12 protein-coding genes are annotated in these 13,688 nt (G+C 58.5%); 6 read left to right on the top strand and 6 right to left on the bottom strand.

Annotated features, from left to right (window positions below; genetic code table 11):
* Positions 1-212 precede the first annotated feature (212 nt).
* Positions 213-428, bottom strand: coding sequence for a hypothetical protein (locus AC33YF_RS02450; protein ID WP_491775610.1), 216 nt, complete (start codon positions 426-428; stop codon positions 213-215).
* 345 nt (positions 429-773) lie between these two features.
* Between AC33YF_RS02450 and AC33YF_RS02455 the strand changes: the two genes are divergently transcribed.
* From AC33YF_RS02455 to AC33YF_RS02475, 5 genes are all read left to right on the top strand, one after another.
* Positions 774-2,366 (top strand): arylsulfatase, encoded by a 1,593-nt coding sequence (locus tag AC33YF_RS02455; RefSeq protein ID WP_491775611.1) that lies wholly within the window; start codon positions 774-776, stop codon positions 2,364-2,366.
* Positions 2,367-2,506: 140 nt separating this feature from the next.
* The gene (locus tag AC33YF_RS02460) at positions 2,507-3,439 is read left to right on the top strand and encodes an HAD family hydrolase (protein ID WP_491775674.1); all 933 of its coding nucleotides are present in this window, start codon (positions 2,507-2,509) and stop codon (positions 3,437-3,439) included.
* A gap of 180 nt (positions 3,440-3,619) precedes the next feature.
* Positions 3,620-4,027: a hypothetical protein gene (locus AC33YF_RS02465; protein WP_491775612.1), complete on the top strand. Its 408-nt coding sequence runs from the start codon at positions 3,620-3,622 to the stop codon at positions 4,025-4,027.
* An 11-nt stretch (positions 4,028-4,038) separates the two neighbouring features.
* A complete protein-coding gene (locus tag AC33YF_RS02470) occupies positions 4,039-4,458 on the top strand; it encodes a hypothetical protein (protein WP_491775613.1) in 420 nt (139 codons plus the stop codon).
* A gap of 138 nt (positions 4,459-4,596) precedes the next feature.
* Positions 4,597-7,065, top strand: a complete 2,469-nt coding sequence (locus AC33YF_RS02475) for a tetratricopeptide repeat protein (protein WP_491775614.1) — start codon at positions 4,597-4,599, stop codon at positions 7,063-7,065.
* A 3-nt stretch (positions 7,066-7,068) separates the two neighbouring features.
* On the opposite strand, the gene AC33YF_RS02480 is transcribed toward AC33YF_RS02475, so the two are convergent.
* Together AC33YF_RS02480 and AC33YF_RS02485 are read right to left on the bottom strand one after the other, a co-directional pair.
* Positions 7,069-7,803, bottom strand: coding sequence for a nickel/cobalt transporter (locus tag AC33YF_RS02480; RefSeq protein WP_491775615.1), 735 nt, complete (start codon positions 7,801-7,803; stop codon positions 7,069-7,071).
* A 93-nt stretch (positions 7,804-7,896) separates the two neighbouring features.
* Positions 7,897-8,196: a hypothetical protein gene (locus tag AC33YF_RS02485; RefSeq protein ID WP_491775616.1), complete on the bottom strand. Its 300-nt coding sequence runs from the start codon at positions 8,194-8,196 to the stop codon at positions 7,897-7,899.
* A gap of 228 nt (positions 8,197-8,424) precedes the next feature.
* Here AC33YF_RS02485 and AC33YF_RS02490 point away from each other — a divergent pair, with 228 nt between their 5' ends.
* A complete protein-coding gene (locus AC33YF_RS02490; protein WP_491775617.1) occupies positions 8,425-9,567 on the top strand; it encodes a glycosyltransferase family 4 protein in 1,143 nt (380 codons plus the stop codon).
* Here AC33YF_RS02490 and AC33YF_RS02495 read toward each other — a convergent pair.
* From AC33YF_RS02495 to AC33YF_RS02505, 3 genes are read right to left on the bottom strand one after another with little or no spacing between them, the layout of a single operon-like run.
* The gene (locus AC33YF_RS02495; RefSeq protein ID WP_491775618.1) at positions 9,564-10,493 is read right to left on the bottom strand and encodes an NAD-dependent epimerase/dehydratase family protein; all 930 of its coding nucleotides are present in this window, start codon (positions 10,491-10,493) and stop codon (positions 9,564-9,566) included. The genes AC33YF_RS02490 and AC33YF_RS02495 overlap by 4 nt on opposite strands.
* Positions 10,494-10,500: 7 nt before the next feature.
* Positions 10,501-11,508: an MraY family glycosyltransferase gene (locus tag AC33YF_RS02500; protein ID WP_491775619.1), complete on the bottom strand. Its 1,008-nt coding sequence runs from the start codon at positions 11,506-11,508 to the stop codon at positions 10,501-10,503.
* A 4-nt stretch (positions 11,509-11,512) separates the two neighbouring features.
* A complete protein-coding gene (locus AC33YF_RS02505; protein ID WP_491775620.1) occupies positions 11,513-13,477 on the bottom strand; it encodes a polysaccharide biosynthesis protein in 1,965 nt (654 codons plus the stop codon).
* Between the last annotated feature and the right edge of the window lie 211 nt (positions 13,478-13,688).

A 13,688-nucleotide genomic window follows, 5' to 3' on the forward strand; every position in this document is an offset into this window, starting at 1 on the left:
GGCCAGGAATTCCTGGCCGGGGTTGTTTGCTTTGGGGCACGTCTGCCCACATCGCGGGCCAACTCTAGACTGGACGCGAAACCTTGGAGAGGGAGGCGGGGCGTTAGCCGTACCCCAGAATCTGCAAATCCCCCGACAGCAGGGGTTTTCCGCATCCAAAAGTGTTCTTAGATCTCGGAAAACTTAGGCTAAACGCTCGCGATGAGGCGTGGTCAGATCCAGCCGAGTGCCTTGGCTTCGCTATAAGCGGCTTTCCAGGCTTTCGCTGCAAATGTGGCCTCCGAGACGCTGATGTCTGGGGCAGTCAAGAGTTCACTGGACTCAAGCATTCGCCACTGAGGATTTCGTTGGTACGTCACAACATATGACGTTCCGGTCCGGGTCACACGAAGAGCGTTCTCGAGTACCTCTACGGCGATGTCGCCCATGGCGCACGCAATCCTTCTGACGCGATGAGGGTCGAAACCGACAGTTGCGTAGTGCATCTGCGCAGACAATGGGCTGGAAATCAAGCGCGCCTTTAGGCGTAGGCACCGCTACGAGAGGACTAATGTAGCTGGCCGTCTAACGCGTTGCCGGATGGCGAGTGTTCCACACCGATGCGAGCCCGGTCAAAGGTATTTCCTGTCGGAATCCTGTAGCCCCAGTCCCCTAAAGTCGATTAGAGATAGGGCGACCAAGGCGCTATGTTGATAGCCCCGTCCTATGGTCAGCACTGACAAGCATATAGGCACGCCAAAAGAATTTGAGGCCGAAAGTCGGAGAAGCGTCGAATGACTCATGTACTTAGAAGGCTCCCCCAAGCCAGACTACTGATAGCTGCGGCAGTGCTCTTATCCTTCACAGTCACCGCAGCGCCTGCCCTTGCGCAAGAAACCGGCGCCGGCAAGCCAAACATCCTCGTGATTTGGGGCGACGATATCGGGCAATCCAACATTAGTGCCTTCACAAACGGCCTGATGGGCTATCGGACACCGAACATCGACCGGATCGCCAATGAGGGGATGCTGTTCACGGATTACTACGGAGAGCAAAGCTGCACGGCGGGCCGCTCCTCGTTCATCACCGGCCAAAGCGTCTTCCGCACGGGCTTATCGAAGGTCGGCCTCCCAGGCGCGGAACTCGGCATGCAGGTGGAGGACCCAACAATTGCCAGCCTGCTGAAGGCTCAAGGCTATGCGACCGGGCAGTTTGGCAAGAACCATTTGGGCGACCGTGACGAACACCTTCCCACCAACCATGGTTTCGATGAGTTCCTGGGCAACCTCTATCATCTGAATGCAGAAGAAGAGCCGGAAAACGAGGACTACCCGAAGAACCCAAGCTTCCGCGAGAAATTCGGACCACGCGGGGTGATCCATTCATTCGCCCAGCCCGACGGCACGCAGAAGATTGAAGACACGGGCCCGCTTACCAAGAAGCGCATGGAGACGGTGGACGATGAAACATCGGATCGCGCGATCGAATTCATCAAGGAGCAGACGGAAGCTGGCAATCCTTGGTTCGTGTGGTGGAACGGAACCCGCATGCACTTCCGCACGCATGTTAAATCGGATTTGCGTGGCATTTCCGGTCAGGACGAATACTCCGACGGCATGGTCGAGCATGACATGCATGTCGGCAAGTTCCTCAAACTGCTCGATGAGCTAGGCATTGCTGACAACACCATCGTCTTCTACTCAACAGACAACGGGCCGCACTACAACACTTGGCCCGATGCTGCCGCGACACCGTTCCGCGGCGAGAAGAACACAAACTGGGAGGGCGGCTGGCGCGTGCCTGCGTTTGTTCGCTGGCCCGGCAAGATTGAGCCGGGCACCGTGACGAACGGCATTGCCCATCACATGGATTGGCTACCGACATTCCTCGCGGCGGCGGGCGAGCCGGACATTAAGGAGAAGCTTCTGAAGGGTGACGTCGAATCGCTTGGACGAACCTATCAGGTTCATCTGGACGGTTACAATATGCTGCCCATGCTGACGGGTGAGTCCGACGTCAGTCCCCGCAAGGAGATCTTTTACTTCTCCGATGACGGAGACATGACCGCTCTGCGGTATGAGGATTGGAAAATGATCTTCATGGAGCAGAAGTCGCCTGGCACGTTCCGGGTCTGGATGGAGCCCTTCGTCCCTCTTCGTGTGCCTCTGATATTCAACCTTCGCCGCGATCCATACGAGCGGGCATCAATCACGTCCAATACCTACTACGATTGGTTGATCGATCGCGCGTTCCTACTGGTGCCGGCGCAAGCCTATGTGGGCAATTTCCTTGAGACGTTCCAAGAGTACCCGCCGAGGCAGAAGCCGGCGAGCTTCAGTCTCGACCAGGTCATGGAAAAATTGTCCGCTCCAGGCGGCGCTCAGTAGCGACGGCTGTCAGACCAATGCTGTGTTGGCCAATGGATGGCGAGGGACGGTATCCCTCGCCATCCAAACACACTAGAGGATTGCCCTTGGCCTTTATTCGATTGTTGATTCTGCTTACGGCAATTCTTGCTCCCATCAATATGGCCCATGCGGCGGATGCGCTGCCGTCCTGGAACGACGGTCCCACCAAAAAAGCGATCATAACATTTGTGGAGAAGGTGACGGATAAGGGCAGTCCGGACTACGTCCCGCCTGCAGATCGCATTGCTGTGTTTGATAACGATGGGAATCTGTGGGCCGAGAAGCCCGTCTATTTTCAGTTGTTGTTTGCCATCGATAGGGTAAGGGCTTTGGCCCCAAAGCATCCGGAATGGCAAAATGAGCAACCGTTCAAGGCTGCGATCGAAGGGGACGTGAAGACGCTCTTGGCGTCGGGTAAGGAGGGTTTGCTAAAGCTGATTGCGGCGAGCCACGCCGGTATGTCGGCATCGGAGTTTCGAGAAACCGTTGCCGACTGGGTGGAGACAGCTAGACACCCGCGCTTCGATAAGAAGTACACGGAGCTTGTGTACCAGCCTATGTTGCAGTTGTTGGATTACCTGCGTTCCAACGGCTTTACGACCTATATCGTATCCGGGGGCGGTATCGAATTCCTGCGAACTTGGTCTGAGCGGGTCTACGGAATTCCGCCAGCGCAGGTCATCGGATCTAGTATCCAGACTGAGTATGACGTCGTCGATGGGCCGCCGATACTTTTTCGCCTACCGAAGACAAACTTCATCAACGACAAAGCTGGCAAGCCTATCGGAATCAATCAGCACATCGGAAAACGGCCGATCTTCGCCTCGGGCAACTCAGACGGCGATTTTGAGATGCTGGAATGGGTCACGTCGGGCGATGGCGCGCGCTTCGGTCTTATTCTTCATCACACAGACGTGGATCGGGAATACGCCTATGATCGCGAGTCGCACGTCGGGCGGCTCGACAAGGCGCTGGATGAAGCCGCTGATCGTGGCTGGACGGTTACCGACATGAAGAATGACTGGAAGGAGGTGTTTCCTGAAGTCAATTAGGGGGGCTAGGATATCGACACGTCCTAAGACTTCCTCAGAAAGATCCGTTGCTGAATGGTCCGGACTAGGCGATATAGCAGCGGTAGGGTTGGGCACCCGGGAACGGGTGGCCGAATATGGTGCCAGGCTGGTACTAAGTAACAAGGCGCCCCGGCGGCGCCACCCAAGGAGAGAGGATCTATGAAACGATTGAGCCACGTCTTGTGTGGTGCGGTGGTCATGCTGATGGCCGCGGGCACTGCCTCCGTCGCCAATGCTCAGGCATTGATGGTTTACAAGGAAGGTGCGTCCGACGCCCAAATCAGAAAGGATCGGGTCGCCTGCCACGAATGGGCTGTGCAGCAGACGAACTTCGATCCGACAGCAACCTTCAAAGCCCAACAAGCCGGAATCAGAACAAAGACGATTATGGAGGTCTCGACCGCACTGAACGAACAGGCCGGTGGAACAGATCCTCGTTGGACCGCAGGAGGCTTTGGCAATACGCGCACCTCCGCCGATGTGCGCAGGCTGAATGCTCTGTATGCGGACTATCTCAAGGCCGGGGCGCTATGCCTCGAAGGCCGCGGCTACGTTGTTACCCAATAGGAGCTCAGACTATGCGATCGATAATTTCAAAAGCGGGCCTCGGGCTCATTTGTCTGCTTGCGGCTCCGGCAACTGTTTCCGCCGCCGAGGGCACCTACTTGTGTGCCTTTACGGACGTTTACGAATGCACGGAGGTTGCGGGCTGTAAGCGTGTTTCGCTCGACTTCGCGAACCTGGCGCCGGTGCTAAAGTTGGACTTCGACAAGGATAGGATAACGTCGGACGACATCGGTAGCGAGCCGCGCGGAGTCGACCTGAAAAACGTACTGCAAAAGGGTGATATTATTCTCCTGCACGGCCTTGGTGACAACGACGAGTCGCCTCGCTCCTGGAGTGCAGCCATCTCGACGAAGACCGGAAAGATCCGCGGTGGTATCACGACGGGAGATGCGACTTTGTCGTTAACCGGAGACTGCGTGGATGGCTTTTAGCCCATGATAGTGTTGCTGGCGGTCATGCCGCTGACAACTGAAGCTTTTGATGTAATGGGCAGGTGCTCGCACCTGCCCGTTCTTCATCTGAGGGCCTTGTGATTGGGGGCCATGCCCAATCGAGAGAGCGGAGCTAGTTTGGACAGCCAACGTGAAACGCTCGGTTCGGATAAGCAGCCGCAAAATGCATCAAGGACTGCGGGCGCATCTCCGCTGCCGCAGCGTTCGAAGGTCTATTTGGTAGTTGGGTTCGCTGCGCTCGCGGCCACGCTCTTTCTCGCCGTGGGGCTCATCCTCAACGTCACTGGTTCACACCCGGCTGTACCGGCCGACCGTGCGGCGGACACCGGGGGCAAGTCTGCGACGGGACCAGGGCCAGCCACTCCACTAAGTTTTGTCGGCACCGAGACCTGTATCTCCTGCCACCAAGAAGTGGGAGAGAATTGGCAACCCTCGCAACATGCTCATGCGATGGCGCACGCCACGACTGACACGGTGCTCGCAGACTTCAACGACACGACTTTCGACTATTTCGGCATCACTTCTCGCTTCTTCAAAAAAGATGGCAAGTTTCTTGTCGAGACCGATGGTCCGGGTGGTGAGCTCGAGACCTTTGAGGTCAAGTACACGTTCGGTCTCGACCCGTTGCAGCAATATCTTATCGAGTTTCCCGATGGGCGCGTTCAGGCCCTGACGATTGCGTGGGATAGCCGGCCGGAAGAACAAGGGGGCCAGCGCTGGTTCCACCTCTATCCGTACGAGAAGATTGGTCATGACGATCCGCTTCATTGGACCAAGCTAAATCAAAACTGGAACTTCATGTGCGCCGAGTGCCATTCGACCGGCGTTGCCAAGGACTACGACCCGAAGACGAAACGCTATGACACGACCTGGAAAGAAATCACGGTTGGATGCGAGGCGTGTCACGGAGAAGGGTCCGCCCATGTCGCCTGGGCGGAGGGGGGCATGTCCCCAGCGGGCGACGACGCGCTGGGGCTTCTAGCTCGCTTCAACGAGCGAGAGGGAATTTCTTGGTCGCTAGATCCACAAACCAAGCAGCCCATCCGTAGTTCACCCCCTATGAGCGTCCGCAAGGAAGTCGAGATGTGCGGGCGCTGCCACGCGCGCCGGGGGATCCTGTCCGAAGCCTTCGTACCGGGCCGGCCACTGTCAGACAGTCACGACGTGTCGCTGATCTCGCAGGGCCTCTACCAGGCTGACGGACAAATGCTCGACGAAGTCTACAATTACGGTCAGTTTAAACAGTCCAAGATGTTTGAGGCAGGCGTCACATGCAGCGACTGTCACGAGCCGCACAGTGCCAAGCTGCTTGCGCCGGGCGCGAATGTCTGCATGCAGTGCCACGCCGGGACCTATCAAGATCCGAGCCACACACATCACCAAGGCGCCGATGCGCCCACGTGCATATCCTGTCATATGCCATCGCGTGAGTTCATGGTCATCGATACAAGGCACGACCATTCCTTCCGCGTGCCGCGGCCGGATCTGTCGATGACGCTAGGCGTCGACAATGCCTGCACAGATTGCCACACGGACAAAAGCGCTAAATGGGCGGCCGATGCCATCGAAGATTGGTACGGCCCGGAGCGTAAGGGTCATCAGAGATTTGGCCCGGCGTTCCACGCAGCGTGGACAGGCTCGCCCGACGCGGCTGCATTGCTAGCGGACGTCGCAAACGATGCCGCAACTCCGGCATTTGTGCGTGCGAGTGCTGTCGAAGCGCTGGCCGCTTATCCATCGCGGCAAACGGCGCGCATCGTTCGACAGGGACTGTCAGATCCTGACCCTCTCGTCCGGATCGCGTCGCTCGATCATTTGGAGGCGGCCCCCGGCGCGCAGCTCTGGCCGCTCATTGCGCAACTCTTGGACGATCCAGTGCGCGGTGTCCGTTCGAAGGTTGGCTTCCTGCTTGCTGGGACACCAGACGGAAATCTCTCAGCAAGCGATCGGAGCAGACTTGAGAAGGCCGAAGAGGAATTCGTGGCTGCGCAGCGACTCAATGCCGATCGGCCGGAATCACAGTCGCTTATGGCGCGATACCACCTTCGCAAGCGAGAACTCGATCAGGCTGAGGCCGCATATAAGACAGCTGTCGAACTCAGCCCCCATTTTGCGCCTGCTGCAGTAAATCTCGCAGATTTGTATCGCGCGCAAGGGCGCGATGAAGAGGGTGTCGATGTGCTTCGGGCTGCTTTGCGCTCTTCGCCGAATGATGGCGGGCTCCACCATGCTCTGGGCTTGGCCCTCGTTCGCCTAAACAAGACAGAAGAGGCTGTGACGGCTTTGGCGCGTGCGGCGGACTTGGAACCGGCGCGTGCGCGCTACCTCTATGTATATGCTGTTGGACTTGAGTCACTCGGAAAGCGCGCCGAAGCCATCGACGTTTTGAAATCGGGTCTGGAGCAGTACCCGAGCAATGTCGAGATATTGTCCATTCTCGTAAATCTTTCTCGTGATGACGGCGATCTGAAAGGCGCGTTGGACTATGCGCAGCGGCTTGCCAAAGCCGATCCCACAAATCCGCAGATCAAAACTCTCATCGAGGTGTTGACGAAGGAGCTGATGGAAGAGCAGGGCGCACGGTAGCGCTCAGGTCGACTGTGCCCCCATGATCATCCAAACGCCAAGAAGCACAACAAGCCCTGCACCGCCAATCTCCAAACCGCGTCCAAGCCACCGCCGGAGCCGCTCTGTCCGCGAAAAGAACGATAGGAGGCGCTCGCGGGAGACCGTCGCCAATACAGCCACGGCGGAAATGGTCAGCACCATCCCGGCCGCCATGGCGGCGGTGATCGCAAACCCTGCCGAAAGCAGACCGCGCGCTAGCGCGTAGCTCATGATGAAAGTCGTCAGCGGGCAGGGCACCAGACCCGTCACAAAAGCGAGGGTCCGGCCCTCTTGCGGGGGCGCCTTGTCCGCATCCAGCGTGGCCGCGCGTCCAACGGCCCGCCAGAGCAAATAAGCGCCGATGAGAACGACCAAGATACCGCTCGCGAGTTCCAACTGGGGTGTGCGCCCGCCATAGGCGAAGGCCCGTGAGAGAACAGCGAAGCCGGCAAGCACCAGCACTATGGCGATCCCAACATGGGTGAGCGCGAGGATGGCGCCATTCAGGATGCTGGACAGCAAGCTGTCTTTTTGACCGAGGTGATAGGAGAACAGAATGGTCTTGCCGTGGCCGGGCATCATCGCGTGAAGCACGCCAAAGAGCACCGCGGCGCCCATGGCGGCGATAAGCGCTGGAAAGCGCCCATCAGCGACATCGCTCAGTCCGCTCGCCATACCCTCGTAAAGCCAGCGCTGGAGGGCAATAAAGTCCTGCATCGTGCGGCTGTTTCACACAGGGGTGTGCGCGCAGCAAGTCACGTCCCCGTGGGACAACGCCAGCCCAGCAATACAGCTAAGAAAAATGGCCGACTAGCGGAAAAAGGGGCCAGAGCGCCACGCAGGCGTAGGTTGGCTGATCCCTGGGGCCGGAATGGCAATGGCATTGCCATAATCTGAGGCAAATTCCGAGGCTTCGCCGCTATTGGCAAAAGGCATTGCCAAGGAGCTGCCTTCGAACTGGGGCAAGGAATGCGTTGGCGAGAGGCCAAGATGCTCTGCCGTGCTTGTGGGAATCTCCGCGTTCTCGCCCTGGATCTCGAAAGCGCCAGCGCTGACGGGTGCAAGACCCAAGCTCGCCGAAGCTACGAGCGCAAAATAAGTAGCACGCATCTATCTTACCCCTCGTCTAGCGAGTCCCACCTCGCCAAGTCTGATCCAGAATCAGGACCGCTAACTTATTAATTCTAGCGCGATTTGCTCGTCGGCGCCAGATTCGCCCGCCAGTTCGGGCAATTTTTGAGTCAGAACCGTGACTCCGCCGTCACACGCCCCGGCACCAAAGAACCTAGGGGCACGGCGAAATTGCGGCGGGCTTCGTGAGCGGCTAAAGCATGGGCCATGGCGCGGCGTATCCTCTACATTGTTACGGAAGATTGGTATTTCCTATCGCACCGCCTGCCTATGGCGCGTGCGGCCCAATCGGCGGGTTTCGAGGTGCACGTGGCAGCCCGAATTCTTGATGGTGCGGCCGCAATTGAGGCAGAGGGCTTCGTCCCGCATCGATTGAGCTGGAACCGCGGCAGCATCTCAGCCTTTGACAGCCTATCGGCCGTGTTGCACTTACGCGGCCTCATGCGCGAGCTTGAGCCAGATATTGTTCACAACGTGGCTTTGAAGCCGGTCCTGCTGGGCACCATAGCGGGCTTCGGCCTCAATGAGACCGCGATCGTCAACAGTCTCACAGGCATGGGTGCGCTTTTCGTCCATGGCGGAGGCGCGAGCCAGGTCACACGAAAGCTTGTGGTAATGGCTCTAAGTCGGCTGTTGCGGCGAAACCGATCGATGGCAGTGGTGCAAAACCCAGAAGACCGAACCTTTGTTGCAAGTCTGGGTGTGCCCGAAGAGGCTATCAAAATCATCGCCGGCTCCGGTGTCGACATCGAGAAGTTCCAACCTCTCCCAGAGCCCGACGGTGTAGTCACGGCGGCCTTCGTCGGCCGGATGCTTCAGCACAAGGGCGTGCTGACATTGATCGATGCCTTCAGACAGGCAACCGACGGCATGTCCAGCGGCGAAACGCTGAGCCTGCATCTGCTGCTCGCGGGCGACTGCGATCCAGAGAATCCTGGGTCACTCGCGCCTGAACAGCTGCAAGAGCTTGCCTCTGCCTATGGCATTACTTGGCTAGGCCACGTGACGGACGTACGGGAGGTCTGGGAACGAGCACATTTTGCCGTGCAGCCTTCGCGCGGCGGTGAGGGTCTTCCCAAGAGCTTGCTGGAGGCCGCCGCGTGCGGCCGGCCCATGGTGGCCACGGACGTGCCCGGTTGCCGGGAAATCTCTATACCGGGAGAGACTGGTTTCTTGGTCCCTGTCGATGATGCGAGCGCGCTCGCGGAGGCTATGAGCAAGCTTGCGGCCGATCCAAGCCTTCGGCGTCGCTATGGGGCCGCGGCCCGGCGGCTCACCGAACAGAAGTTCTCCTCGCGAGCAATCGGTCAGGAGACGGCAGAACTCTATGCGAGTTTGATTGATCGCTAGGTCGCCTGGTCATGAGATAGGCGCATCATACGCTTGATGCCTTCCGCGCTTTCTATCTCGGGCTTCCAGCCCGTTGCCATAAGTTTCGATGGGTCGATCTCGAATGCTCCGCATACGCGTTCCCAGTCGTCTTCGCGTCCGAAAGATTTCATCAGTCGGCGGATGGCTCTGCTGGGCATCTTCACGAGCTGTGGCGGACGCCCAAGTCCTTCGCGCATGGCGCCGACGATCCCTGCGACGCTGATCGGGGCAGCATCGGCGACCAAGTAGGTCTCGTTGCGAGTCTGTTCGGATCGAAGAACATGGGTCACTGAAGAAATGAGGTTCTCGATCGCGACAAGGGACCGGCGATTGTCCAATCCGCCGAACGGTAGCGGCATCGGTGTCTTGGCTATGGTTGCGAGCGCGGCAATATTGCCTTTCACGCCAGGCCCGTAAACGACTGCAGGCCGAAGTACCGTAAAATCAACGCCGCTTGCAGCGAGTTGCCGTTCGGCCGCGAGCTTGGTGTAGCCGTAGATTTCCGTCGGCGAGGGCGTGTCGGCTTCGGTGATCGGGGTAGGCGACGAAAGCCCTGCCTGCGCGCGGACCGACGACATGAAAACGAAACGTTCGACATGTCCCTTTGCCTGCTCCGCAAGTTTGACCACAGAATCGGTGTTGATGCGGGAATAGACATGGTCTGGCAGCGCCCCCGGGGCGTGAGCAATGCCTGCGAGATGCACAACGTGCGTGACGCCGTCGAGTGTTTCGGACCAATCCGCCTTAGTCGATAGATCTGGCATCGCGACGGGTTCAATATTGGGGCCTGCCGCAAGACAGGAAAGATCGCGGGCGGCCGCTCGAACGAAATAGCCCTGTCTTGCCAATGCCGGTACGAGGCTCGAGCCAATGAACCCAGTGGCGCCCGTGACGAGAATTCGCATTTTTTTCTCAGCGTCCCCGCGCAAAACCGATCAGTACAAGCGCAACGCCGCCAGTGCCAAGCAAAAGCGCGAGCAAATCGGTAAAAAGAGACCGGCCCAGCGCCGCCGCGATCGCAAGAGCTGCGAGCCAACAGCACACTAGAAAGACGCGTGAACTGACCTCGGGTATACTGAATCCACCGGTCGTCGCTCTCTGGTAGAAGTGGGAGCGGTGAGCGTCCGTCACCTTGTCCCCGTCCCGCAAGCGTCGAAAGAACGTCAGCCCACTGTCGGCAACAGTGTAGAGGGCCAGCAAGACGGCGGAGACGAAATGCGCGTGTGCAACCCATATGAGCATTGTGGCCAAGAGCAGTCCGATGGGAAGGCTACCGGAGTCACCCAAGAAGATGCGGGCTGGATGCTTGTTGAAGATAGCGAAGCCGAGCATGGCGCCAAGCAGCGCAAGCGCCAAAAGGCCAATTCCCTCTGGGACGAACCCTAACCACCAGAGGATTGCTATGCCGAATGACATCGGGACGGCTTGAGCGACCGTCATCCAGTCTAGGCCGTCGAGAAAATTCACGACGTTCACGAAGCAAACGATGCCAAAGACTAGGAGCGCTCGTTCGGCACCGACGGGAAGCATGGTAGGCAAGACTCGAAAGTCCTGGGGCAAGGTGAGAACAATGCCAAGCGCCACGGCACCTTGGACCAGCAGCCGCCAGGCGATGGGTAGCGGCCGTGCATCGTCGAGCCCGCCGAGGATTGTGAGGACCGCGGCACCGACAAGAACCGGAACGAGCATCGGCTCCATTGGCAGCGTGCCGACGGCAAGCCCAAGACTCACCAGAAAGATCGCTCCCATCACGCCAAAGCCGGCTCCCTCTGGGGTCGCGCGGGCATGGGAAGAGCGTTCGTTTGGATGCGCCATTAAGTGGCGCAGCAGAAACGGCCTGAGTAAGAAAATGAGCGCTGCGCTCAAAATGGCGCTCGCGCCGACCACGACTGCGCTCAAAACAACGTTGGCGTCGTCCATAGGGTCAGTGCAGAGTTTGCGATTGCGGTTGCCATTCGTCGGTTCCGGGCGCTGTGGCGGCTGCAGCACTGCCTGGCGCGTAGCCTTCCACCGTGGCGCGCAGCATCGCCTGGACTTCAGTGAGATCGTTGCTCGCGATCGCCTTCTCGAACCGTTGCAGTGCGGCGACCAGGTCTTCATACGCAAGAACGGGTTCGGAGGTCTTGAAGATACGCGGGTGGTCAGTGCCCGTCGCGTCCTCGCCGATCAACAGCTCCTCAAAGAGTTTTTCGCCAGGGCGCAGTCCGATGTATCGAATCTCAACATCACCCTCCGGATGATCCTGATCCTTAACTTCAAGTCCCGATAAACGGATCATCGTGCGCGCTAGGTCGTCGACCTTGACCGGCGTTCCCATCTCCAGCACGAAAACCTCTCCCCCTTCGGCCATGGCCCCAGCCTGGATAACGAGCTGAGCGGCTTCGGGGATAGACATGAAGTATCGGATCACCTCGGGATGGGTGACGGTGACCGGTCCACCCGCTTTGATCTGGTTACGGAACAACCGAACGACGGAGCCGGATGAGTCAAGCACATTGCCAAAGCGTACCATTGTGAACGTCGTCTTGCTCGGATCCTCGGCGAGAGCTTGCAGAATAAGCTCAGCCAAGCGCTTGCTAGCCCCCATGACATTGGTGGGCCGAACGGCTTTGTCGCTTGAGATCAGTACAAACCGCTCCACGCCCGCATCTCGGGCGGCCTCGGCGACGACGAGTGTGCCGAACATATTGTTCCGCAAACCGACGGAAGGGTTCATTTCGACGATGGGCACATGCTTGTAAGCGGCAGCGTGATAGATGACCTCTACATCGTATTTGTCGATAATCCGGCGCACGAGGTCGCGGTCGAGCACCGAGCCAAGAACCTGAACGACCGTAGTCTGCTCGCCGGTGCTGCTAGAGCCGACCTGCATGCGTCGCTGCATCTCGCTAATTTCGAGCGATATATCGTACAGGGCCGGCTCCGAAACATCGAACAGCACGAGTTTCCTCGGTCGCAGCTGTAAGAGTTGCCTGGTGAGTTCAGAGCCGATAGAGCCGCCTGCGCCGGTGATGAGAACCGACTTGTCGCGAACTTGGGACGCCAAGAGAGCCGTATCCGGCGTCACTGGATCGCGGCCCAAGAGATCCTCCACATCGATTGGCCGCAAATCGCTCACCTCGACACGACCGGATGCGATCTCCTCCAGTGCAGGCAGTGTCTTTACTTCGACGGGATATTGTTCGAGCATTCTAAGTGCGACACGGCGCTCGCTGCGGAGAGCGGACGGTGCCGCAAGTAGGACCTCGTCGACATCTTCGTCCGCTATCACCTTGCCAACTTTTTCGGGCCGGATGACCTTGACCCCATGCACCACCTGGCCGGCCAGCGACGGGCTGGCGTCGATAAAGGCGACTGTGCGATGGGTGCCCACTTCGTTCAGCGCACGGAGAAGCTGAATGCCAGCGGAGCCTGCTCCGTAAATAATGACGTTCTTTTGGATGTCGGTTCGGATCGGCTGATACTGTGGCGCAGCCTTGAGCAGAGTGGAACCAGCCCATTGCCGGGTAAGGCGGATTAGTATTGCCGCGATCAAGGCGTAAATCACGACGACCGAACGCGGGTGATTCTTTACGCCGCTCAAGTAGACGATGAGCGCCCAAAGTACCGCGGCGATTATAACGGCGACGTAGATTTGCGTGGTGCCAGATGGGCCGATGAACCGAGTGACAAGTTTGTACAAGCCACGCCAATAAAAAACGAAGACGCCGATAACGGGCGCAGCGAGGAATAGCAGCAGGGTCTGCCAGGTTTCGGGGACATAGAAGCGGCCAAGCCGCAAGGAATAGGCTGCCCACAACGCAATGCCGAGCATCACGAAGTCATTTGCGATTAGGAGAATCCGCTTGAACCAGCGGGGGCGTTCGATGAGCCAAACGGCGAAGTTCATTGAACCCGTCCTGCGTCAGGCCCTCAAAAGCTTAGCCTAACGAGATGATACATGCCGGAAAATTGGACGAACCATAGCGGAAGCGCGATCTAAACGGAAGCAACGGGTTGAGGTCTTTCGATCTTGGGGCCAAGCTCCTTATGTAAGGAGGCCTAGCCGGCGGCGATTCGCGATGAGGTGTGCTGCATTTCAAGCATTGGTAGCAGGTGGC

It is taken from the genome of Methyloceanibacter sp., from assembly GCF_058506495.1.